Below are 22,310 nucleotides of genomic sequence, written 5' to 3'. Positions count from 1 at the left end.
GGTACGCCCGCCGGATCCTGTTCGCACGAACGATGAGGGCGCTCACAGACTGCCTTCAGGGTCGGTGCCCTCCCGTCCCGGTGGGTAGTGGCGCTCACCGCGATCCGAGGTGCGGCAGCCGTCGGGGACCGATCCGACGACGAGCGTCTCGAACGGATCGCGTTGCTCGCCGGCTTCCCGCGGAGGCGTGTGCTCCCACGAGACAGGCAGATCATCGTCCTGGGCTTGCTCACGTTCTCCGTGGGGACGATGCTCTTCTCCCGTACCGCTCCCCTGGTCCACCGACCAGTGTGTAGGGCACCTCGCACCTCGCTGGCGATGGCCGCGGACGCCACATGCCGCACGCGTCGTCGAAGAGGGCGCGTGCGCAGCTGCATCACATGACGATCACCGTCGATTGTCCGATCGGCGACCGCGCGGCAGCCACCCCCTGCGGCTCGCCGGCGATGGGTCTCTGCGTCAGGAGGCTGCGATGCATGGGGCTCGGCCGGCGAGCAGGCGCTGTCAGCACCTCGCGGAGTGGCCCATGTACGGCGAGGTGCCTGCGGGCATCCAGCTGATGACGTGCCCTCTGCCTGAGCTGCGCCGATGTCATGGAGACCATGGCTGTCGAAGGAGTCCGCGTCGCACCGGCTGAAGCGGCCGGCCCGACGCGAACTCCTCCGCGCCTCTCGATCGAGCGATGACGAGGCTCGTCATCCTCCGAGCTGAGACGACAGGGCGCCGGTCGTCATCCCGGAATCCCATAGGTCTGCCACTGGATGTTCTTGTTCCTCACGCCGTCCGGCAGGTTGTAGCAGGCCCCGTACGACTGCTCCTCCCAGGCGGGAAAGGCATCTTCGGTGATGATGCGCACCCGGGCGTTGCTCACGTAGATCGATTCGGCGTTGTTGCGGATCTTCTGACCGTAGCCCTGGGAGCCGAACCTCGTGCTGTCGAAGGTGTCGTTGACCCACCCCTCGAGCGCGTTCTCGTACGAGTAGACGCGTGATGCGGTACCGCCCGCGCCGCAATTGAATCCCCAGAAGATCTCGAACGCGGGTACTGGTCTTGCGGCCTGGGCTGCGGTTGCTCCTGTCAACGTGGACAGCGCCACGCCTGCTGCTACCGACAGGGCGGCGATCGTGCGCGATCGCTTGCGGTCCCGCCTTCCGGCGATGCTGGCAGACGTGCCGCGAGGCTGGGGTGATCGGTCCATGAGATGTTTCTCCTTCTCTTCCCGTTTTTTCCGGGCCGGTGAGGTCCGGCACGTTGTGGTGCTCGTGCACCGGATCTCGATCACCGGCAAGCGGTCGCTCAGCCGGCGCTGCGTCACAATCCCGTGCAATCGGAGGTCGACCATTACGTGTTGTGGTTGCGGACGCCGTCCGGCAGGTTGTAGCAGGCGCCCTGCGGCTGCTGTTCCCATGCGAGGTGGCGGAAATCGCCGACCACGTGAATTCGTACATGGGCGTTGTTGACGGAGATCGACTCGGCGTTCATGCGGACTCTCTGACCGACGCCCCGGTCTCCCCAGGTGGTCTCGTCGAACGTGTCATCGACCCACCCTTCTCCCGAATTCTCCCCGCGTAGACACGTGATGGTGTACCGCCGGCGCTGCAGTTGAACCCCCGGAAGATCTCGAAGGCTGATGACGCGGCGTATGCGGCGGTGGCTCCCGTCAGTGTCGACAGCGCGACTCCTGTGGCTATCGGCATGGCGGCGACTGCGCGCGACCGCCGTGAATCGCGGGATTCGGTGTGTGGCAGTACGAAGGTCGCTGTGCGTTGCGATCGGTTCATCTCGCAGCATTCCCCTCGCATTGTGGTCTCTGTCGATAAGAAACCAGTGATGCCTGCCACGCCGCGCCGGTCGCGTGCGTATTACGCCGGACGCTAGCACGGGAGATGGGCCCGCTCGGGAGTTGAGAAAAGACGTGTCGATCATGTGATCGTGTGGTATGCGCGCACGCCTCCGGCCTTCGTGCCGATCGCGGCGCTGGAGGGTGACTTTCCCGACGGAGCGTTGCGCAGATGCGCGCCACGGCCGCGGTCACGCGCCTGTGATCGGGAGGTCCCAGCGGCTCTGCCATCTCCCACGCCACTGGCACCGGACGAAGCTCCTCACGCAGACGGTAGGTGCCACGAGCATCCCTTCGCATCCGGGGCGCTCACCGAACACCGGATGTCCCTGCACCAGGGGGTGGCGCTCGTCAAGTCCGACGAGCGATCCTCCACCGGGACGCCCGGCAGCGCCGGTGCTTGGCTGGTCCCATGACCGTCCTCACCTCCGACCTCCGCGTCCTGCGCGGCGCCCGCGCGATCCTCGTCGAGAGCCTCTGGTGGGATCCCGCCGGCGACGTGATGTGGAACGACATCACCGCGGGCACGCTGCACCGGAGCCCGTGGGCGGGCGCGGTCGACGGATCCGACGACACCGTGCTCGAGCTGCCGCCACCGCTCGCGTCCTTCCAGCCGGCCGACGACGGCGGGTACGTCGCGGGGCTCGGCGACCGCATCGTGCTCGTCGACCGGGAGGGCCGGATCACGCGCGAGCTCGCCCGGGTCGAGCACGCGCACGGCGGCATCCGCATGAACGAGGGGAAGGTCGATCCCGCGGGCCGCTTCGTCATCGGATCCATGGACGTCACCGACGGCGAACCCGACGCGGCCGTCTACTCGATCGACGGATCCGGCACCCTCCGCACGCTCCTCGGCGGCTTCGCGGTCACCAACGGCTTCGAGTGGACCGACGGCGGCCGCACCATGGTGCTCGCCGACACCGGGCAGCAGGCCGTGTACCGCGCGCCCTACTCGGCCGACGGCGAGCTCGGCGACCTCGAGCACTGGATCCACGGCGAGATGAGCGACGGCCTCACCCTCGACGTGGACGGCTACGCGTGGAACGGGATCTACGGCGCCGGCAAGGTCGTCCGCTGGGCGCCTGACGGATCCAAGGACCTCGAGATCGAGGTCCCGGCGCCGAACGTCACCTCGGTCGCCTTCGCGGGACCCGACCTCCGCACCCTCGTCATCGGCACGGCGCGCGAGAACCTCACGGAGGAGCAGCTCGAGGAGCACCCGCTCTCCGGCGGCGTCTTCGCGATCGACACCGCGGTCTCCGGACGACCCGTGAACGTCTTCCGCACCGTGGTCGACGGAGGCGCGCGAGCGTAGCGTCGAGGAGGCCGTCCGACCGGGCGGCGACACTCTCACGAGGAGGAACGCACATGACCGGAGAGAGCATCCAGGGCCGCACGGTGGCCTTCCTGCTGACGGACGGCTTCGAGCAGGTCGAGCTGACGGAGCCGTGGAAGGCCGTCCAGGAGGCCGGCGGGAAGCCCGTCCTGGTGTCCCCGAAGTCGGACACGGTCCAGGGCCTGAACCACATCGACAAGGCCGACACGTTCGACGTGGACGTGCAGGTGAAGGACGCCGACGCGGCCGACTACGACGGCCTCGTGCTGCCCGGCGGCGTCGTGAACGCGGACGACCTCCGCGTCGACGTCGACTCGGTCGCCTTCGCCAAGGCCTTCTTCACGGCGGGCAAGCCCGTCGCGTCCATCTGCCACGCGCCGTGGATCCTCATCGAGGCCGGCGTGGTCGACGGACGCCGCATGACCTCCTACCCGACCCTCGCCACCGACCTCCGCAACGCGGGCGCCGAGTGGGTCGACGAGGAGGTCGTGGTCGACAGCGGCTTCGTCACCAGCCGCAACCCCGACGACCTGCCCGCGTTCAACGCGAAGCTGATCGAGGAGATCGCCGAGGGCGAGCACGACGAGCAGCACGCCTGACCCGTCCGCCTGACCCGGGCGGACCGCCGCGCGCCTAGGGTGAGGGCGTGACCACGCCCTCACCCGACGCGCGCTTCCGCCAGTCCACGCCCGCCCCGCGCGCCATGCGCGTCGCCGCGTTCGTGATCGCCGCGGCGGGCCTCGTGCTCCTCGTGGCCACCGGGGGCGCCGCGCTCGGCGTGGTCGTCGCGGTGCTGCTCGTGGTGGCGGGCGCGATCGTCGGCTCGCTGCGGATCCGGATCACGCTCGACCCCGACGAGGTCGAGGTGGCGCTCGTGCCGCTGAGGCGCATCCGGATCCCGTACTCGGCCATCGCGGACTGCACGGTGGTCGACCACCTCCGCCCGCGGACCGTCGGCGGCATCGGCGTGCGGTCGCTCCCGGGCGGCGGCGCGGCGATCCTGCTCGACGCCGGACCGGCGGTCGCGATCGAGGCGGCGGACGGCACGCGCCACCTCGTCCGCAGCACCTTCCCGCGCGAGGCGGCCACCCGGATCCGCGACCGGGCCGCGACCGCGCCCCTCGCGGACGCCAGCCCGGAGGATCCGGCCGCGCCCACCGCCTAGGCTCGCAGCGTGACCACCGCACCCCCCGCCGCTCGCCACCCCCGCCTGTCCCGCCCCGTCGTCGTGGCGCTCGCGGTCGTCGTGGTCGTGGTCGGCCTCGTCCTCGACCAGCTCAGCAAGCGCTGGGCGGTCGACGCGCTCGGCGGCGGCCAGACCATCCCGCTGTTCCCCACCGCGCGCTTCGCCCTCGTCTACAACCCGGGCGTCTCCTTCGGCATGGGCGCCGACGTGGGGCCGCTGCTCACGGTCGGGATCATGGCGCTGTCGCTCGGCCTCGCCGTCTGGGTCGGCTGGCAGATCCGCCACCGCGCGTCGCTCCTGCAGGTGCTGCTGCTCGCGGCCGTGCTCGCCGGGGCGCTCGGCAACCTCTTCGACCGCATCACGCGCGCGGAGGACGGGCCGCTGTCCGGGCACGTCGTCGACTTCATCGCCGTCGAGTGGTTCGCGGTCTTCAACGTCGCCGACATCCTCACGGTCTGCGGCATGATCGCGTGGGCCCTGACGACCGTGTTCGGGCGCGACCACGCAGCGGACGCGCGGGACGCCGAGGAGGACGACTCGGACGCCGCCGCCGCCTCGCCCGCCGACGCCGGATCCGCCCCCGCTGACCGCTCCTGACCCCTCGGCGTAGCGTGAGGGGATGACCACGATCCCCACACTGGAACTGTCCGACGGGAACCGCATCCCCGCCATCGGCCTCGGCACGTACGGGCTCAACGACGACGCGGGCGCCGAGCTCGTCTCCGGCGCGATCGGCGCCGGCTACCGCCTCCTCGACACGGCCCTCAACTACGGCAACGAGGCTGCGGTGGGCGACGGGATGCGCCGCTCCGGCGTGCCGCGCGAGGAGCTGTTCCTCACCACCAAGCTGCCCGGCCGCCACCACGGCTACGAGGAGACGCTCGCGTCGTTCGAGGAGTCGCGCGCGTCGCTCGGCGTGGACTACGTCGACCTGTACCTCATCCACTGGCCCAATCCGAGCGTGGACAGGTACGTCGACAGCTGGCGCGCGTTCGTCGAGCTGAAGGAGCGCGGCCTCGTCCGCTCCATCGGCGTCTCCAACTTCACGCCCGCGCACCTCACGCGCCTGCTGGACGAGACGGGCGTGCTGCCCGTCGTCAACCAGGTCGAGCTGCACCCGACGTTCGCGCAGGCGGATCTCCGCGCGTTCCACGCCGAGCACGGCATCGTGACGGAGAGCTGGTCGCCGCTCGGCACGCGCGAGCAGCTCATGCAGGACCCGGCCGTCGTCGCCGCCGCGTAGGCGCACGGCGTCACCCCCACGCAGGCCGTGCTGCGCTGGCACGTCCAGTCGGGTGCGCTGCCGATCCCGCGGTCCACGGATCCCGAGCGCCAGCGCCAGAACCTCGACGTCTTCGGCTTCGAGCTCACCGAGGAGGAGGTGCGCGCGATCGGCTCCGGCACGCAGTCGCGCCTCTCGGACGGCGACCCCGACACGCACGAGGAGATGTAGCGCGTCCGGCCGGCCGTCGCGACCCCGTGGGCGCGGCGGCCGTGGCGTGCGCCGGGCCGGTCAGCGGCCGAGGAGCGCCGGGATCCCGAGCAGCACGACGCCGGCGACGAGGCAGGCGGCGGCGACGAGGACGAGCACCCCGACCCAGAGGATCCCCGGCAGATGCGTGAGCCGCCCGAGCTGGTCGGCGTCCGACGCATCGCCGCCGCGCCGGGAGCGGGCCCGCTGCAGCTCGAGGGTCGCCCGGACCGCGCCGAGCAGCAGGAACAGCGCGAGCGCGTGCGCCGCCACGCCCTGCACCACGATCGGCGCGGCACCCGCGACGACGCCGACCACGACCCCGGCGACGAGGCACGACCACAGCCCGAACCAGTTGCGCACCTGGATCACGACGAGCGCGAGCAGCAGGAGCCAGAGCCACAGCACGGCAGCCGACCGCCCGGATCCGGCGAGCCACGCCGCGCCGAGGCCCGCGAGCGCCGGCGCCGGGTACCCCGCCAGCAGCGTGATCACCATCCCGGGCCCGCGCGGCCGGCCGACGCTCACCGTGAGGCCCGAGGTGTCCGAGTGCAGCCGGATCCCCGCGAGCCGACGCCCGCTCAGCGTCGCCGCGAGCCCGTGGCCGCCCTCGTGCACGATCGTCACGGCGTGCCGGGTGAGCCGCCACGCGGCGGGCACGAGCACGAGCGCCGCGGCGAGCGCGACGGCGACGAGCGCCGGCCCCGTCTCGAGCGGCGCCTCCACGGCGGTCGCGCGCGCGACGACGTCGCGGACGATCTCGACGGGGTCCATGGGCGCTCCTCCGTGGGCGGTCGCGGCGCCGGAGGGCGACCGCGGCCGCCAGCCTAGGAGCGCGTCGCTGGGGAGCGCCCGTCCGACCGGGGGCCAACCCGACCGATCACCTCAGCGGGCGGGCGTCGGCCGCCGACCGTCGTCACGGTGCTCCGCGACCCGTCCTGCGCGGCGCCGTCGACCTGCACGCTGATCGTGCCATCGCCCCACGCTACGCGCGCCCCGAACCCCACGACGGACCGCCGCCGCCCGCCCACCGGCTACCGTTGTCGGGTGCCCGACACCCCCGTCTCCGACCTCGTCCGCTCCCTGCTGCTCACCGTCCCCGACTTCCCGCAGCCCGGGATCCTCTTCCGGGACCTCACGCCCGTGCTCGCCGACGGCACCGCGCTCCGCGCCGTGGTCGACGACCTCGTGGCCGTCGGCGGTCCCGTCGACGCCGTCGCGGGCGTCGAGGCGCGCGGCTTCCTCCTCGCCGCGGCCGCCGCGTACGCGTCCGGCGTCGGCACGCTCGCGGTCCGCAAGGCCGGCAAGCTCCCCGGCGAGGTGCTCCGCGAGACCTACGCGCTCGAGGACGGCGAGGCGGCCATCGAGCTGCACCCGGGCCAGCTGATGCCGGGATCCCGCGTCCTGCTGCTCGACGACGTCCTCGCCACCGGCGGCACCCTCGAGGCCGCCGCCCGCCTGCTGGAGCGCGCCGGCTACGAGGTCGCCGCCATCGGCGTCGTGCTCGAGCTCGAGGGCCTCGGCGGCCGGGCGCGCCTCGGGGGCCACGACGTGCACGCGATCCTCTCGCTCTGACCCGCCCGCGCGATCAGCGCCAGAGCCGCCGGGTCGCGATCTCCGCGCCCTGCGCCAGGCTCTCCAGCTTCGCCCACGCGATCTGCGGGTGGATCCGCCCGCCGAGCCCGCAGTCGGTCGACGCGATCACGCGCTCCCGGCCCACGAGCCGCGCGTAGCGCTCGATCCGGTCGGCCACGAGCTCCGGGTGCTCGACCACGTTGGTCGCGTGCCCGACGACGCCCGGCACGATGAGCTTCCCGTCGGGCAGCTCGACGTCCTCCCACACGCGCCACTCGTGCTCGTGCCGGGCGTTCGCGCCCTCGAACGAGTACGCGCCCGCGTCGATGTCGAGCATCGTCCGGACGATGTGGCGGAACTCGATGTCGGTCGTGTGGGGCCCGTGCCACGAGCCCCAACACAGGTGGAAGCGGATCCGCTCCTGCGGCAGCCCGCGCAGCGCGTGGTTGAGCGCCTCCACGCGGATGCGGGTGAACGCCACGTAGTCCGCGACGCTCGGCTCCGGGTTGATCTGGTCCCAGTTCTCCGCGATCGACGGGTCGTCGATCTGCAGCACGAGCCCGGCGTCGATGATCGCGACGTACTCCTCGCGCATCGCGTCGGCGCACGCCCAGATGAACTCCTCCTCGGTCGCGTAGTGCAGGTTGCCGATGCGCGATGCGCTGCCGGGGGAGAGGGACGTGAGGAACCCCTCCTCGTACCCGTTCGCGTCGAGCGCGTGCTTCAGGTGCGCGATGTCGGCCTGGATCGCGGCGTGCCCCGTGTAGGAGACCGGCCCGGTGGCGCTCGGGAACTCGATGGGCGCGTCGCCCACCGTGATGCCGCTCGAGGGATCGCGGTAGGCGTCCGCGAAGATCGTCCAGTCGCGGCGGTCGGGGAAGGTCGTCAGCCGCACGTGCCCCGGCGAGCTGCGCACGGGCTCGGAGGAGAACGGGCCGCCCGGCACGAGCTCGAGCCCGCTGAGGCGCTGGAACGAGTAGGACCACCAGGCGCCGTAGTCGATCGCGCTCGACATGGCCTTGCCGTACTCGCCGTCCCCGGGCACGGTGATCCCGACCGCGCGCTGGCGGGCGACGAGGCCGTCGACCGCGTCGGCGAGCACGGCGTCGAGGCCGTCGTCCGCCGGGGCCGGGGCCGGCGCGGCCGATGCGTCGCCGCCGACGAGGACGGCCTTCCTGCTGTCGGCGCGCGCCGCGTTGGCGGCGATGAGCGCGTCCGTCCGCGGCAGGCTGCCGGCGTGGGACGTCTGGATTCCGTCGGTGCTGTCGAGCATGGGGACCTCCGCGGGTCTCTCGTGCCGTCGGGCGGCCGGTCACGACCGCCCGCGGCGAGCGGGAACTGATCGCAGGCGGTGTCCGGCCGCGGATGCGGGTGGGACGCGAGGCTTCGCGGGGTGCGCTGCACGCACATGGTCCCACCGGCTCATCCTCGAGGACGGGAGGGGCGCAACAGGGCGTCACGGAACCGGCACCTCCGGCGGATCCGCCGCACAGGGGCCGGCCCGGATGATGGACGGATGCTCCTCCGCCACCCCGTCCTCGGAACCGCCACGGGCCTGTACCTCGGCCTCGTCGCATGGATCACGCTGTCGCCGGAGCCCTACGACCGCCGCATCGACGGCTACCTCTTCCGCGCCCTCCGCGCGCTGCACCGGCACGACGGCACGTCGTGGATCACGTACTCCTTCGTGGAGGGCGCCGCGAACGTCGCGATGTTCCTGCCCGTCGGCATGTTCCTCGTGCTGCTCCTCGGGCGGTCGCGCTGGTGGCTCGCGATCGCGCTCGGCGTCGGCCTCTCGGCGCTCATCGAGACCGCGCAGGCGTTCCTCCCGGCGCGCGTCTCCGACGTGCGCGACATCGTGCACAACGGCCTCGGCGCCCTCATCGGCGTCGTGGTCGTCCTGATCCTCACGGCTCGCTCCGAGAACGCCCGCCGTCGTGCGCTCCGCCAGCGCCCGCGACCGGCGACGACGGGCCCGCAGCGCCTGGTCGGCACGCGTCGCTGACCCCCGCGCGGGTCGCTCGCTGACCCCGTCGGGAGCCGGCCGGCGGTCAGGCGGAGCCCCCTCGGCTCGATAGGATTGACGCCGGATTCCAAGGGGTGTGCAGGTGACCGGTACGGAGCTGGAGCGCGAGCGGGCGTACGTCACCCGCCTCTACGGGCGACTCGACGCGGTGCGGGCGGAGACCCGGGATCAGCTGACGGCGGTGCGCGACAGCCCCACGGGCGGCACGCACCAGAACCGCTCCGAGCGCGACGCGTTCGCCCGCATCTACGAGGACCGGCTGCAGGCGCTCCGGGAGGTCGACGAGCGCCTCGTCTTCGGGCGCCTCGAGTTCGAGGGCGGCCACCTGCCCGAGGACGAGCCGCGCGACGGCACCGCCGCGCGGACGGCCGGCGACCGGGATCCCGTCTACCGCTACATCGGCCGCATCGGCCTCCGCGACGACGACCTCCAGCCGCTGCTCCTCGACTGGCGCGTGCCGCAGGCGAGCGCGTTCTACCAGGCCACCGCCGCGACCCCGCTCGGCGCCCGCGCGCGCCGCCACCTCACGACGCACGGCCGCGAGGTCGTGCACGTGGAGGACGAGGTCTTCGACCCCACGCTGCTGGACGAGGGCCGCACCAGCCTCCAGGGCGAGGGCGCGCTGCTCGCGGCGCTCGGCGCGGGCCGCACCGGCCGGATGAACGACATCGTCGCCACCATCCAGGCCGAGCAGGACCGCATCATCCGGTCCGACCTCCGCGGCGTCCTCGTCGTGCAGGGCGGCCCCGGCACCGGCAAGACCGCGGTCGCGCTGCACCGAGCGGCGTACCTCCTGTACTCCCACCGGGACCGGCTCGCGTCCTCGGGCGTGCTCGTCGTCGGCCCCAGCCGCTCGTTCCTCCAGTACATCGAGGCCGTGCTGCCGTCCCTCGGCGAGACGGGCGTGGTGCTCGCGAGCGTCGGCCAGCTCTACCCGGGCGTCGACGCCGCCGGGGAGGACGCGCCCGAGGTCGCGGCCGTCAAGGGCGGATCCGAGATGGCGGGCCTCCTGCAGCGCGCCGTCCGCTCGCGCCAGGTCGTCCCCACCGAGGCCGTCACGCTCGACGTCAACGGCGAGCGCATCGTCGTCGAGCCGTCCCTCGTCGCGAACGCGCTCCGCCGGGCGCAGGACAGCCGGAAGCCGCACAACGAGGCGCGGGTCGTCTTCAACAAGGCCGCGCTCGGATCCCTCGCGCAGCTGCTCGCGTCGCAGATGCGCCGCAACGGCAGCGCGCTCGACGACAGCGACCTCGCGATGCTGCGGGAGGACCTCCGTACCTCGTACGACGTGAAGGTCGCGCTCAACACCGCCTGGCTGCCGCTCACCCCGGAGAAGCTGATCCAGGACCTCTACGCGCGCCCGAACTGGCTCGCGTCGCTCACCCCGCGCTGGAGCCCCGAGAAGCGCGCCCTCCTCCGCCGCGACCGGGACGCGCCCTTCACGATCGCCGACGTGCCGCTGCTCGACGAGGCCGCCGAGCTCCTGGGCGAGTTCAGCGCGCAGGCCGACGCGAGCGCCCGCGAACGCGAGCAGCAGCGCCTCCGCGACATCGAGAACGCCGAGCAGGCCATCGAGAACATGGGCGTCGGCGGCATGGTCACGGCCGAGCGCCTCGCGGAGGGCTTCGCCGAGCAGGCGGCGCGCCGCACGACCGCCGAGCGCGCCGCATCCGACCGCACCTGGACCTACGGCCACATCGTCGTCGACGAGGCGCAGGAGCTCAGCCCCATGCAGTGGCGCGTGCTCCTCCGCCGCTGCCCCCTGCGCTCCTTCACCATCGTGGGCGACATCGCGCAGGCGAGCTCCGCGGTCGGCGTCGGCAGCTGGCAGGACGCGCTCGGCCCGGTGCTCGGGCGCGAGTGGCGCCTCGAGGAGCTCACCGTCAACTACCGCACTCCCGCCCGGATCGCCGAGGCCGCCGAGCGCATGGCCATCGCGCACGGCCTCCCGGTCACCCGCTCGCGTGCCGTCCGCGAGGGCGAGCACCCCATCGACACGGTCGAGGTGGACGCCGACGAGGTCGTGTCCGCGGTCGTCGACGTGGTCGACGAGGAGCGCGAGGGCGTCGACCAGGGCACGCTCGCGGTCATCGCCCGTGACGACCGCGTCGAGGAGCTGCACCGCGCGCTCGCCGAGCGATTCGGATCCGCGGTCGGCATCGGCGTGGGCGGCCTCGGCCGGCCCATCGCGGTGCTCGGATCGCAGGAGGCGAAGGGCCTCGAGTTCGACGTCGTCGTCATCGCCGAGCCCGACGAGATCCTCGCGCACACCTCGCGCGGGGCGGCGGGCCTCTACGTCGCCATGACGCGGCCGACGCAGCGGCTGCACATCGTCACGTCCACGGGCTTCGCCGCCTGATCCGCGGCACCGCCCGGCGCATCCCCGGCCAGCGCGCGGCGCTCGCGTGAACACTATGAAGACAAGTGGCACGTAGCCGCGCACGCGCGGAGGATGGGCCGGTCATGACCCCTCCTCCCGCAGCCCCCGGCCCCTCGTCCGCACCCGGCACCGGGACGGATCCCGGCCCCGGGGGAGCGCCGCGAGAGGCGGACCCGGCGCCGGACGGGGTCGCGTCGGTCGCCGCGTCCGCCTCGCCCGATGCCGACGCCGCCGCCGCCGCGGCCGCCCGCCGCGCCCGCCGGTCGCGCGTCATCCAGGTCGTCGTCATCGTGGCCGTCGCGGTCGGCATCGCGCTCGTCCCGCCGCCCGCCGGCGTCGACCCGCGCGGCATGCACATGGCCGGCATCTTCGTCGGCACGGTCCTCGCGCTGATCCTCCAGCCGCTGCCCACCGCGCCCGTCGCGCTGGTCGGCCTGGCGGTCGCCATGCTCACGGGCACCATGACCACGGACGGCGAGGCGCTCGTCGGCTTCGCGAACCCCACCATCTGGCTCATCGTCGCGTCGTTCTTCATCGCCGACGGCTTCCTCGTCACGGGCCTCGGTCGCCGCATCGCGCTGGTCTTCGTGTCGCGGCTCGGCGGGTCCAGCCTCGGCCTCGCGTACGGCATGGCCCTCACCGACCTCGTGCTCGCGCCGGCGACGCCGTCGAACACCGCGCGGGCGGGCGGCGTCGTGTACCCGATCGTCGCGTCGCTCAGCCGGGTGCAGGGTTCCACGCCCGAGTCCGACGCGTCCCGTCGTCGCCTCGGCTCGTACCTCGCGCTCACGAGCGTGCAGGTCAACACCGTCACCTCCGCCATGTTCGTCACGGCCATGGCGGGCAACCCGGTCGCGCAGAAGGCTGCCGCCGACCTCGGCATCGAGATCACCTGGGGTGGCTGGGCGCTCGCGGCCCTCGTCCCGGGCCTGCTCAGCCTCGTCGTCGTCCCGTGGGCGATGTCGCGCGTCTACCCGCCGACCCTCACCCGCACGCCCGAGGCGCCGGCGCACGCGCGCGAGGAGCTCCACGGCCTCGGCCCGCTCTCGGGCCACGAGCGGATCATGGCCGGGACCTTCGTGCTGCTGCTCGTGCTCTGGTGCGGCGGGTCCCTGCTCGGCATCCCCGCGACCGCCGCGGCGTTCGGCGGCATCGCCGTGCTGCTCGTCACGGGCGTCCTCAAGTGGTCGCACCTCGCCGCGAACGCGTCGGCCTGGTCCACGCTCATCTTCTTCGCCGTGCTCGTCGGCATGGCCGACCAGCTGGACGCGCTCGGCGTCATCGACCTGGTGGGCGGGGCCGTCTCCGGATCCGTCGGCGGCCTGCCCTGGCCGTGGGCGTTCGCGGTGCTCGCGCTCGTGTACTTCTTCTCGCACTACCTGTTCGCGTCGAACACGGCGCACATCGTCGCCATGTACGCGGTCTTCCTCGGCGCCGCGGTCGCGACCGGCACGCCGCCGCTGTTCGCCGCGCTCGTGCTCGGCTTCATCGGCAACCTCTTCGGCGGCATCTCGCACTACGCGTCGGGGCCGTCGGGCGTGGTCTTCGGATCCGGCTACGTCACGACCAAGGAGTGGTTCCGCGTCGGCTTCGTGATGGCCGTGGTGCTCATCGTGATCTGGGGCGTCGTCGGCACCGCGTGGATGGGCGTGCTCGGCCTCCTGGCCTGACCGCCCGATCGCCCGACCGCCCGACCGCCCGAGGGCAGGGAGATGGGCCGACCCGATGACGGGCCGGCCCTGCGGTCGTGGTCCCGGCGCCGAGACCCCTCTCCATGCGCCGTCCGTGCGACCGCTCTCCCCATGACATCCGGACCCGTGGTGCATCGCGTCTCTGGTGGTCCGGCGCATTGCAGTGTCTTCGGACCGGGCGCACGATCGGTTGGGCCTCATATGTGACGGCTGCCTGCGTACGAACGCGGTGCATTTGGCGATGACACGAGCATGCCCATCACCTCCGTCGGTTTGCGCCAGACGAAGTTTTCTTTCGCTGATTATCTACTATTAGGTTTGCGGGTTGGTTAGATGTCGACCGATGTAGCCAATGTAGATTTTTCCACTATTCGTAAAATCATCAAAGTAGTGCATTCGAGGGGCAAAGGTGTCTCGCCAAGTCGGCTTGAAGTGCGCTTCCATTAGGGCCACTTCGTCCGCATGTGCTTCGGCCGGAATTGGCAGCACGCGTTCCGCGCGCCACTTGGCATTGTTCAAAACCGTATCGCTCTCCCGCGCGGCGTGCTGACTTGGCGGGCATTTCGCGCCCTCAATATCGTCAGCCTTTAGGTACATGTGCACGTTTCCGGCATAGCCGGCCTTACGGGCCTGGGTATAATCGTAAAGAACGTGAACGTGCTGCCAGAACGCCTGTGCATACACACCTGAGGGGTACCGGCGATCGATCTCGACGGCACCATCATCGCTTCCAGTGAACACGATGACCTCGGCCGCGAGATGCGCTTCGTCGCCAGGTGTGAGAAGTTGAGTGAGCATTTCAACGGATTCTGGAGGGGACCATGTATCAGATTCCGGCTCAACATATGCCTCTTGAGGGCGCTCTGCTGCCGTTAGGCGTCGTCGAAGGACAGTGTTCTCTCGATCGGCCTTAGTGTGAGCCTCGAGGGCGACGGCCCACTCCAATTCCATATCGTCACGTTCAATACGCAGGCGCGTCGCCTCTGCTTGAAGACTTTCTACTTCCCCCGCGGCCTCGGTGAGCTGTTCCGACGCGACAGATACCTCCGCGACTTTAGCTTCTATAAAAGAATCGAGCTCGTCGAGTTGCTCCGGCGCCTGTATGAACTCAATGCCTAACCAGCGCCTGAAAGAGGCGGCCACGCGAGTGCGCCAGCGAGGGTCGACAGTCAGGGGAGCGACCTGCTCCACGACCTTGGGCGCTACCTCGGCAAGGGCCTGTTGTGTAGATGACCTATTCGCTTCGACAAGTGCCTGAACCCGGGCTGCTCGTTCTACTGTGGTCTCCGCGCGTCTCAAGAGCTCTACCATGCGTTGAACGTCCGTTGGGAGCCCGGCTTCGACATGGCGGCGCCTGGCTGCTTCTCCATGTCGACGTTGCAGAGACTCCGATACGCGCCTTTTCTCAAGTGAACTGGTGAGCGTCGGTAAGGTAAGCCATTTGTGGCGGATGCCGTCGCTAGCGTTGTCTACATCGACCTGCGGAAGATATGTCCGGATGTGTCCAGGGCTGATCGTGTGGCTTGCCGCCATGGACCCTATAAAGTCATCGACAGCATCTGAATAGACAACATACGTGGCCGTGACTCCGACACTTTGCTGTGTGAGACTTTTGACCACCTCTCTCCAGGCATCGTCTAAATCACGAGCGGGAGACAGTGCAACTACTACAGAAGCAGTTCGAAGTGGATCAGTGATGGCGGCGATTAGCTCGGGCATCTGGCTTGAACGAACGACAACTGGCGTGCCCGTCAATTCTGTCAAATGATCCGTGACCGCGTACGTGTCGAGGAGCGATCGCACGACGCGCGGAGGCGCAACCTTTGCCAACGCTGTTTCGCGATCGCTTCCGATAAGATCAACTTCGACGACGATGACTTGAGACTTACGCTTTCCGGAGCTTACGGATCCGGCGTAGAGCGTGACCCCCCACTGGCCTTCCCTATTTGTTTCAGTTATTCGATAGAGCCTACGTGGGGAAAATTGATCGTGGTCTGCGTGGACGACAAGTAGCTCAACTGTTGAAGATATGCGGTATCGGCCTGGGCCGTCCCAATCCAACGATGTGGAGCGACCTCGTCGCCCTCTCCTTTTGTCAGTCAGCCACGAGCGAACCTGTTCTTCGGTGACCGCTACGGCATCGTATTCATCGCTGAGACGTAAAATTGACCGGTATCCGGTTGCCATGAGAGCTCCTGGTCTGGGGTAAAAGTGTCGCTTCGGGTACCACAATTAGAGCCGCGCATGACTGGGTTGACGAACCCCAAAAGAGGGGTATTTGGTGCTTCCGGGGCCTGGGGGAGTCCTGAGTTCAGCGCACGGGCGCCGGCCAGCCCGCGTCGTCGGAGGTGAGGAGCGGCACGTCGCCGCACCCGTCGAGCACGCGCGCCATCGCGTCGTGCTCAGCCCGCGTCACGCTGAGCTCCGTGCGCACCTTGATCGACACCTGCCGCGCGACGAGCGCGCACGCATCGGCGGGGTCCTCGGGCAGCCAGGCGTCGGCCGTCGCGTCGGACTTCGCGTTGTTCTCCGCGGCGGACGCGGCGACCAGCTCCAGCGGGTCGTTCGCGAACGCCGCGCGGTAGTCGGCGTCCCAACGCCACGCGCCGGACGACCACGCGTCCGACAGCGACACCACGTGGTCGATCTGCACCGCCTCGGGATCCCGCGACCGGTCGAACGCCACGCGCGCGCCCGAGTACGGGTCCTCGAGCACGCCCGCCTGCACGACGCAGCCGCGCGTCCCGCCGCGGATCTCCGCGTCGGCGAGGTCGCGCCGGAGCACGTCGTTGCGGGTGTCGCAGCCGTTGCGGTCCACGTCCGTGCGCCACGCGAAGGACTCGCGGTCGTAGCCGGCCACGCGCTCCTCCGTCCGCACCTCGAGCCCGTCGAGGGCGAGGCGCGCGGATCCGGTCGACCCCGGCTCCGCCCCCAGCCCGGTCACGGAACCGCCTCCGGCACCCGCGGAGCTGGCCCCCTGGTCCCCGCGCCACTGCACGAGGCCCGCGACGATCACGATCGCAAGCGCCGCCAGCGTCACCAGCACAGGCGTCTTCCCTCTCCGTCGCCGCGTCACGGGGTCGGGTTCCGGGAGTCGTAGCGCTCGAACGACGGCAGCGCGCGGATGAGGATCCACACCACCACCGCGATCAGCAGCCCGCCCACGAGCGACGGCACCCACAGCGCGGCGAACAGCGTGACGATCCCGATGTACGCGTCGCCGAGCCGCGGCCCGCCGGTCACCACGACGATGAAGATGCCCTGCAGCCGCCCGCGCATGTTGTCGGGAACCGCGGTCTGCAGCATGGTGTTGCGGAAGATCGAGGAGATGTTGTCGGCCGCGCCCGCGAGCGCGAGCAGCACGGAGGCCGCGACGATGCCCGGGATGCTCGCGTCCTCGATGCGCGACCCGATCCCGTGCAGCACGCCCGGCTTCGAGGCGAGGAGCAGCACGAGGCCGAAGCCCGCGGTGGCGAGCCCGTACGCGACGATGGCCCAGCGGATCGCCCGGCCGTGGCGCGTGACCCGCCCGACGGATCCGCTCAGCACGCTGCTCACGAGGCTGCCGACCGCGCCGGCCGCCGTGAGGATCCCGACGGTCACCGGCCCGCCGCCCAGGACCACGGCGCCGACCGCGGGGAACAGCACGCGCGGCTGCCCGAGCGTCATGGCGATGATGTCGACGATGAACGACATGCGGATGTTCGGCGCGGTCCGCAGGAACCCGAGCCCGTACCTGATGGATGCCAACCCCGGCCGCTGCACCTCGCCCTCGGGCGCGATCCGCGGGAGCGCGAGCACGCCCGTGAAGGCCGCCAGGAAGAGGACGGCGTCGACCGTGTAGGTCCACTGGAACCCGACCGACGCGACGAGCACGCCCGCGAGCGCCGGCCCGACCGTGACCATGACGCCCAGGCTGATCCCGCCGAGCGCGCTGGCCGCGGGCAGCAGGCGCGGCGGCAGGATGCGGGGGAGGATCGCCTGCCGGCTCGTCCCGATCACCGTCGCCGCGACCGCGTTGAGGATGCTCAGCGCGTAGAGCGACCACACCGTCTCCGCATGCGTCCACGCGAGCGCGGCCAGCAGGATGGTGGAGCCCCACGCCACGCACGACGCGATGAGCGCGACCTTCCGCCGGTCGAACGCGTCGGCGAGCATGCCGCCGTAGAGCCCCGCGACGATCATCGGCAGGAGCGACAGCACGCCCACGAGCGCGACCGAGCCGGTGGATCCCGTCAGCTCGTACACGTGCAGCCCGATGGCCACCACGGTCATCTGGCTGCCGATGCCGGCGATCGCGTTGCCGGCCCAGAGCCGCGCGAAGGCCGGGCTCTCCCGGAGCGGCGTCAGGTCGACGAAGTGGCTGCCGCGCACCTGCCGTTCGTCGGGGATCGGGATGGGGGAGGTCTCGGGCGGGGTGCTCACGTGTCGTTGCGTCGTCTCTCTGGAGTGGTTTTCCACGCTAGCCGAGATCACCGACGTCGCCCCCGCGCGAGGCGCCCGGCCGCCCGCCGGAGCGGCCCAGCCCCTCTGGTATGCTCGTGCGGTTGCCGTCTGAACGGCCGCGGATCAAGAGAGCTCGCACATCCTGTGACGGGCGCCGCGCAACGAACACGAGAGGGGATCATCACATGGCTCTGGAAGCAGACGTCAAGAAGGCGATCATCGACGAGTACGCGACCCACCCCGGTGACACCGGATCCCCCGAGGTGCAGATCGCGCTCCTCACCAAGCGGATCACGGGCCTCACCGAGCACCTCAAGGAGCACAAGCACGACCACCACACGCGTCGTGGCCTGCTCCTCCTGGTCGGCCAGCGTCGCCGTCTCCTCGGCTACCTGTCCAACGTCGACATCGAGCGCTACCGCGCCCTGATCGCGCGCCTGGGCATCCGCCGCTGACACGCATCACGCGTCGCTGATCGCATCGCTTGCGAAGCAGACGGGCCGTCACCCTCCGGGGTGGCGGCCCGTCCGTCGTTAAGGCGAGCGTCGTCCGCCCGACACCCGGCGATCCCCGTCATCCCGGGCCCGCGAGGGCCCGGGTGCTACCATGGCGGAAGTGATCCAGCGGACGCCCAGCGTCACGATGCGATCACGACAGATGGAGCTGGCCGGCAGGAGCTGGTCGTTGGTGGTGGTATTCCGAGTCGCTCGGAGCATTCCCACTGATGGCCAGACATGCGCCCGCCGCCGTCGGCCACCGGCCGGCGAGCGGAACCAGCCGCGCACGTGCACCCGGGATCCGCATCAGGCGGACTCCGACGTGTCGCCTCGCCCGCTCCTCCTCTGTCGCAGGAGGTCCGCATCCACACGGGATGCAGGACGAGCGCCCGACGGGCGTCGCCGAGAGGCGCAACACGAAGGAGAGAGACCTCAATGGAAGGTCCAGAGATCAAGTTCGCCGAGGCAGTCCTCGACAACGGCAAGTACGGAACGCGCACGGTCCGGTTCGAGGCCGGCCGCCTCGCGCAGCAGGCGCAGGGCGCGGTCGCCGCGTACCTCGACGAGGACACCATGCTGCTGTCCGCCACCTCGGTGGGCAAGCACCCGAAGGACAACTTCGACTTCTTCCCCCTGACCATCGACGTCGAGGAGCGCAGCTACGCCGCGGGCAAGATCCCCGGCTCGTTCTTCCGCCGCGAGGGCCGCCCCTCCACCGAGGCGATCCTCGTCTGCCGCCTCATCGACCGGCCGCTGCGCCCGTCGTTCATCACGGGCCTCCGCAACGAGGTCCAGGTCGTCATCACCGTCCTCAGCATCGCTCCGGACGAGTTCTACGACAGCCTCGCCATCAACGCGGCGAGCGCCTCGAGCATGCTCTCGGGCATCCCGTTCTCCGGCCCCATCGCGGGTGTGCGCCTCGCGCTCATCGGCGACCAGTGGGTCGTCTTCCCGAAGCACTCGCAGCTCCAGGAGGCCGTCTTCGACATCACCGTCGCCGGCCGTGTCGTCACCGACTCCGCGGGCAACGAGGACGTCGCGATCATGATGGTCGAGGCCGAGGCCACCGAGGGGGCGTGGGACCTCATCCAGGCCGGCGCCACCAAGCCCGACGAGGCCGTCGTCGCGCAGGGCCTCGAGGCCGCCAAGCCGTTCATCCGCCAGCTCGTCGCCGCGCAGGCCTCGCTCGCGCAGCAGGCCGCGAAGCCCACGGTCGACTACCCCGTCTTCCTCCCGTACGCGCAGGAGACCTACGACGCCGTCAGCGCGCTCGCCCTCGACGAGCTCGGCACCGTGTACCAGACCGCCGACAAGATCGAGCGCCAGGACGCGGACGACGCCCTCAAGACCCGCACCAAGGAGGCCGTGGCCGCCAAGGTCGAGGCCGGCGAGCTGCCGCAGTCGGCGCTCACCGAGTTCTCCGCGGCGTACAAGTCCGTCACGAAGACGGTCGTGCGCGGCCGTATCCTCCGCGACGGCATCCGCATGGACGGCCGCGGCCTCGCCGACATCCGCCCGCTCGACGCCGAGGTGCAGGTCATCCCGCGCGTCCACGGGTCGGCCATCTTCCAGCGCGGCGAGACCCAGATCCTCGGCGTCACCACGCTGAACATGCTCAAGATGGAGCAGCAGATCGACTCGCTGAGCCCCATCAAGAAGAAGAAGTACCTGCACCACTACAACTTCCCGCCCTACTCCACGGGTGAGACCGGTCGCGTCGGGTCGCCGAAGCGTCGCGAGATCGGGCACGGCTTCCTCGCCGAGCGCGCCCTCGTGCCGGTGCTGCCGAGCCGCGAGGAGTTCCCCTACGCGATCCGCCAGGTGTCCGAGGCCCTCGGGTCCAACGGATCCACGTCGATGGGCTCCGTCTGCGCCTCGACCCTGTCGCTGCTGAACGCGGGTGTGCCGCTGCGCGCGCCCGTCGCCGGCATCGCCATGGGCCTCGTGTCCGACACCGTCGACGGCCAGGTCCGCTACGCGGCCCTCACCGACATCCTCGGTGCGGAGGACGCGCTCGGCGACATGGACTTCAAGGTCGCCGGCACGTCGGAGTTCGTCACGGCCATCCAGCTGGACACGAAGCTCGACGGCATCCCCACGTCGGTCCTCGACGGCGCGCTCAAGCAGGCGAAGGAGGCCCGCACGGCCATCCTCGGCGTGCTGAACCAGGCCATCGACGGCCCCGACGAGATGGCCCCGACCGCGCCCCGCGTGATCTCGGTCAACATCCCCGTCGACAAGATCGGCGAGCTGATCGGCCCGAAGGGCAAGACGATCAACGCCATCCAGGACGAGACCGGCGCCGACATCTCCATCGAGGAGGACGGCACCGTCTACATCGGCGCCGTCGACGGCCCGTCGGCGGAGGCCGCGCGTGCGCAGGTCAACGCCATCGCGAACCCGACGAACCCCGAGGTCGGCGAGTCCTTCCTCGGCACCGTCGTCAAGATCGCGACCTTCGGCGCGTTCGTCTCGCTGCTGCCCGGCAAGGACGGCCTGCTGCACATCAGCGAGGTCCGCAAGCTCGCCGGCGGCAAGCGCGTCGAGAACGTCGAGGACGTGCTCGGCGTCGGCCAGAAGATCCTGGTGGAGATCACCAAGATCGACGACCGCGGCAAGCTGTCGCTCGCTCCCGTGCTGGAGGAGTCCGCCGATCAGGAGGGCCGCGACGCCGCCAGCCACGGCTCCGAGGCGCCCGCGGAGGGCTAGTCCCCGCCGCAGCACATGAACGAACCGGATGCCCGTCCCACCTCGGTGGGGCGGGCATCCGTCGTGTGCGGGTTACTTGCCGTGGTTCGGATCCGTCGGGTACGGCACGTCCTGGACGGGCGGGACCTGGAGGGACGGCGACGGCGAGGGATCCCCGGTCGGGCTCGGAGCGGGAGTCGGCGCCGGTCCGTCGGTCGTGCCCGGTGACGACGTCGGCGACGACGTCGGCGACGGTGTGACCTCGGGCGGCGTGCCGGGCTCGCCGGTGGTCGGGACGGGCGCCACCCGTTCGGCGTCGCCCTGCGACAGCGCGATCGCCGCGATGACCCCCGCGATCACGAGGACGGCGGCGACCACCGCGATCACCAGCGCGAGGCGCCGACGCCGGGCGGGGGCGTCGTCGCCCCGGCCCGGCGTCGGTCGGTCTCCCTGATGGGTCACGTCGTCGCCTCGATCCGGGCGCTCAGTCGGCGACGGTGATCGCGGTGCCCACGAGCTGGGCCCGCCCGATCACATGCGGGAGCATCAGGAACCCCAGGATCGCCGGGGTCGCGCCCTCCGGGATGTCCAGCGACTCCACGTCGAGCGCGGTGACGGTGAAGAAGTAGCGGTGCGTGCCGTGTCCCGCGGGCGGCGTCGCTCCGTAGAACCGCGTCTCGCGCGCGTCGTTGTGCAGCGTCACGGCGCCGGCCGGGAGGAGACCGGCCTCCGGATCGCCCGCACCGGTCGGCAGCGAGGTGGTGGACGCCGGGATCCCGCGCACCGCCCAGTGCCAGAAGCCGCTCCCGGTCGGCGCGTCGGGGTCGTACGCGGTGAGCACGTAGCTGCGGGTCGCGGCCGGCGCGCCCGTCCAGGTGAGGGTGGGGGAGCGGTCCTCGCCGCCCTGGCTCGCGCCGCGTGCGAACCGGGGCAGCGGTGCCCCGTCGGCGAAGTCGGGGCTGGTGAGGTGGAAGGGGGCGGCGTCCGGCAAGCGGTGCAGCGGGTCGTTGGGCACGTGGGTTCCTCTCGGTGGTGCTGACCGCACCAGCCTCGCACGATGGGCCGTGATGCGGCCGGAAGCGTCCGCCACCTGCCGCGGGGGAGGTCGCCGGGCGGTCCGTGGGGTCGGGGATGCCGCGCAAGGCCCCCGAAGAGGGGCTGGGTCCCGACGCGG

The 22,310-nt window shown here is 71.0% G+C and carries 19 protein-coding genes and 1 pseudogene; 11 read left to right on the top strand and 9 right to left on the bottom strand.

Annotated elements, in window-relative coordinates; all coding sequences use genetic code 11:
• Positions 1 to 730: 730 nt before the first annotated feature.
• Together ITJ40_RS13235 and ITJ40_RS13230 are read right to left on the bottom strand one after the other, a co-directional pair.
• The gene (locus tag ITJ40_RS13235) at positions 731 to 1,198 is read right to left on the bottom strand and encodes a hypothetical protein (protein ID WP_194667513.1); all 468 of its coding nucleotides are present in this window, start codon (positions 1,196 to 1,198) and stop codon (positions 731 to 733) included.
• 143 nt (positions 1,199 to 1,341) lie between these two features.
• Positions 1,342 to 1,482 carry a hypothetical protein gene (locus tag ITJ40_RS13230; protein ID WP_194667512.1) on the bottom strand — a complete coding sequence of 47 codons (141 nt, stop codon included), beginning with the start codon at positions 1,480 to 1,482 and terminating at the stop codon, positions 1,342 to 1,344.
• A 770-nt stretch (positions 1,483 to 2,252) separates the two neighbouring features.
• On the opposite strand from ITJ40_RS13230, the gene ITJ40_RS13225 reads away from it, so the two are divergent.
• The 5 genes and pseudogenes from ITJ40_RS13225 to ITJ40_RS13205 all read left to right on the top strand — a co-directional run bounded on the left by ITJ40_RS13225 (position 2,253) and on the right by ITJ40_RS13205 (position 5,815).
• Positions 2,253 to 3,155 (top strand): SMP-30/gluconolactonase/LRE family protein, encoded by a 903-nt coding sequence (locus tag ITJ40_RS13225; protein WP_194667511.1) that lies wholly within the window; start codon positions 2,253 to 2,255, stop codon positions 3,153 to 3,155.
• 53 nt (positions 3,156 to 3,208) lie between these two features.
• Complete coding sequence (locus ITJ40_RS13220) at positions 3,209 to 3,775, top strand: type 1 glutamine amidotransferase domain-containing protein (protein ID WP_194667510.1); 567 nt, start codon at positions 3,209 to 3,211, stop codon at positions 3,773 to 3,775.
• Between the two features lie 47 nt (positions 3,776 to 3,822).
• The gene (locus tag ITJ40_RS13215) at positions 3,823 to 4,341 is read left to right on the top strand and encodes a hypothetical protein (RefSeq protein ID WP_194667509.1); all 519 of its coding nucleotides are present in this window, start codon (positions 3,823 to 3,825) and stop codon (positions 4,339 to 4,341) included.
• A gap of 9 nt (positions 4,342 to 4,350) precedes the next feature.
• Positions 4,351 to 4,959, top strand: coding sequence for a signal peptidase II (locus ITJ40_RS13210; protein WP_194667508.1), 609 nt, complete (start codon positions 4,351 to 4,353; stop codon positions 4,957 to 4,959).
• Positions 4,960 to 4,981: 22 nt separating this feature from the next.
• Positions 4,982 to 5,815: pseudogene (locus ITJ40_RS13205) on the top strand (aldo/keto reductase).
• Between the two features lie 60 nt (positions 5,816 to 5,875).
• On the opposite strand, the gene ITJ40_RS13200 reads toward ITJ40_RS13205, so the two are convergent.
• Entirely contained in the window at positions 5,876 to 6,607 is a 732-nt protein-coding gene (locus tag ITJ40_RS13200; protein WP_194667507.1) for a M50 family metallopeptidase, read from the bottom strand.
• A gap of 273 nt (positions 6,608 to 6,880) precedes the next feature.
• On the opposite strand from ITJ40_RS13200, the gene ITJ40_RS13195 reads away from it, so the two are divergent.
• Complete coding sequence (locus ITJ40_RS13195; RefSeq protein WP_194667506.1) at positions 6,881 to 7,408, top strand: adenine phosphoribosyltransferase; 528 nt, start codon at positions 6,881 to 6,883, stop codon at positions 7,406 to 7,408.
• Between the two features lie 13 nt (positions 7,409 to 7,421).
• Here the strand turns inward: ITJ40_RS13195 and ITJ40_RS13190 are convergent, their stop codons facing one another.
• The gene (locus tag ITJ40_RS13190; protein ID WP_194667505.1) at positions 7,422 to 8,681 is read right to left on the bottom strand and encodes a cobalamin-independent methionine synthase II family protein; all 1,260 of its coding nucleotides are present in this window, start codon (positions 8,679 to 8,681) and stop codon (positions 7,422 to 7,424) included.
• A gap of 243 nt (positions 8,682 to 8,924) precedes the next feature.
• Between ITJ40_RS13190 and ITJ40_RS13185 the strand changes: the two genes are divergently transcribed.
• The 3 genes from ITJ40_RS13185 to ITJ40_RS13175 all read left to right on the top strand — a co-directional run bounded on the left by ITJ40_RS13185 (position 8,925) and on the right by ITJ40_RS13175 (position 13,484).
• A complete protein-coding gene (locus tag ITJ40_RS13185) occupies positions 8,925 to 9,413 on the top strand; it encodes a VanZ family protein (RefSeq protein ID WP_194667504.1) in 489 nt (162 codons plus the stop codon).
• A 103-nt stretch (positions 9,414 to 9,516) separates the two neighbouring features.
• Positions 9,517 to 11,793 carry an AAA family ATPase gene (locus tag ITJ40_RS13180; RefSeq protein WP_194667503.1) on the top strand — a complete coding sequence of 759 codons (2,277 nt, stop codon included), beginning with the start codon at positions 9,517 to 9,519 and terminating at the stop codon, positions 11,791 to 11,793.
• A gap of 104 nt (positions 11,794 to 11,897) precedes the next feature.
• A complete protein-coding gene (locus tag ITJ40_RS13175; RefSeq protein WP_194667502.1) occupies positions 11,898 to 13,484 on the top strand; it encodes a DASS family sodium-coupled anion symporter in 1,587 nt (528 codons plus the stop codon).
• A 333-nt stretch (positions 13,485 to 13,817) separates the two neighbouring features.
• Here the strand turns inward: ITJ40_RS13175 and ITJ40_RS13170 are convergent, their stop codons facing one another.
• From ITJ40_RS13170 to ITJ40_RS13160, 3 genes are all read right to left on the bottom strand, one after another.
• On the bottom strand, positions 13,818 to 15,692 hold the full coding sequence (locus ITJ40_RS13170) for a hypothetical protein (protein WP_194667501.1): 1,875 nt from the start codon (positions 15,690 to 15,692) through the stop codon (positions 13,818 to 13,820).
• Between the two features lie 124 nt (positions 15,693 to 15,816).
• Positions 15,817 to 16,449, bottom strand: a complete 633-nt coding sequence (locus ITJ40_RS13165; protein ID WP_370532057.1) for an HNH endonuclease family protein — start codon at positions 16,447 to 16,449, stop codon at positions 15,817 to 15,819.
• A 128-nt stretch (positions 16,450 to 16,577) separates the two neighbouring features.
• On the bottom strand, positions 16,578 to 17,930 hold the full coding sequence (locus tag ITJ40_RS13160) for an MFS transporter (RefSeq protein WP_370532056.1): 1,353 nt from the start codon (positions 17,928 to 17,930) through the stop codon (positions 16,578 to 16,580).
• Between the two features lie 206 nt (positions 17,931 to 18,136).
• Between ITJ40_RS13160 and rpsO the strand changes: the two genes are divergently transcribed.
• Entirely contained in the window at positions 18,137 to 18,406 is a 270-nt protein-coding gene (rpsO, locus tag ITJ40_RS13155) for a 30S ribosomal protein S15 (protein ID WP_012038735.1), read from the top strand.
• Between the two features lie 477 nt (positions 18,407 to 18,883).
• Complete coding sequence (locus tag ITJ40_RS13150; RefSeq protein ID WP_194667499.1) at positions 18,884 to 21,157, top strand: polyribonucleotide nucleotidyltransferase; 2,274 nt, start codon at positions 18,884 to 18,886, stop codon at positions 21,155 to 21,157.
• A 72-nt stretch (positions 21,158 to 21,229) separates the two neighbouring features.
• On the opposite strand, the gene ITJ40_RS13145 is transcribed toward ITJ40_RS13150, so the two are convergent.
• The gene (locus tag ITJ40_RS13145) at positions 21,230 to 21,598 is read right to left on the bottom strand and encodes a hypothetical protein (RefSeq protein WP_194667498.1); all 369 of its coding nucleotides are present in this window, start codon (positions 21,596 to 21,598) and stop codon (positions 21,230 to 21,232) included.
• Positions 21,599 to 21,620: 22 nt separating this feature from the next.
• Positions 21,621 to 22,151, bottom strand: coding sequence for a YbhB/YbcL family Raf kinase inhibitor-like protein (locus ITJ40_RS13140; protein WP_194667497.1), 531 nt, complete (start codon positions 22,149 to 22,151; stop codon positions 21,621 to 21,623).
• Positions 22,152 to 22,310: the final 159 nt, after the last annotated feature.

It is taken from the genome of Clavibacter sp. VKM Ac-2872, from assembly GCF_015351105.1.
Classification (GTDB): Bacteria; Actinomycetota; Actinomycetes; order Actinomycetales; family Microbacteriaceae; genus Clavibacter.
Note: the sequence above shows the minus strand (reverse complement) of the source record. Positions and strands in the feature narration are given on the sequence as shown.

Coding starts and splice junctions, on each gene's coding strand:
- ITJ40_RS13235 (WP_194667513.1), bottom strand. CDS start 1,198: ATGGACCGATCACCCCAGCCTCGCGGCACGTCTGCCAGCATCGCCGGA.
- ITJ40_RS13230 (WP_194667512.1), bottom strand. CDS start 1,482: ATGAACGCCGAGTCGATCTCCGTCAACAACGCCCATGTACGAATTCAC.
- ITJ40_RS13225 (WP_194667511.1), top strand. CDS start 2,253: ATGACCGTCCTCACCTCCGACCTCCGCGTCCTGCGCGGCGCCCGCGCG.
- ITJ40_RS13220 (WP_194667510.1), top strand. CDS start 3,209: ATGACCGGAGAGAGCATCCAGGGCCGCACGGTGGCCTTCCTGCTGACG.
- ITJ40_RS13200 (WP_194667507.1), bottom strand. CDS start 6,607: ATGGACCCCGTCGAGATCGTCCGCGACGTCGTCGCGCGCGCGACCGCC.
- ITJ40_RS13190 (WP_194667505.1), bottom strand. CDS start 8,681: ATGCTCGACAGCACCGACGGAATCCAGACGTCCCACGCCGGCAGCCTG.
- ITJ40_RS13185 (WP_194667504.1), top strand. CDS start 8,925: ATGCTCCTCCGCCACCCCGTCCTCGGAACCGCCACGGGCCTGTACCTC.
- ITJ40_RS13175 (WP_194667502.1), top strand. CDS start 11,898: ATGACCCCTCCTCCCGCAGCCCCCGGCCCCTCGTCCGCACCCGGCACC.
- ITJ40_RS13170 (WP_194667501.1), bottom strand. CDS start 15,692: ATGGCAACCGGATACCGGTCAATTTTACGTCTCAGCGATGAATACGAT.
- rpsO (WP_012038735.1), top strand. CDS start 18,137: ATGGCTCTGGAAGCAGACGTCAAGAAGGCGATCATCGACGAGTACGCG.
- ITJ40_RS13150 (WP_194667499.1), top strand. CDS start 18,884: ATGGAAGGTCCAGAGATCAAGTTCGCCGAGGCAGTCCTCGACAACGGC.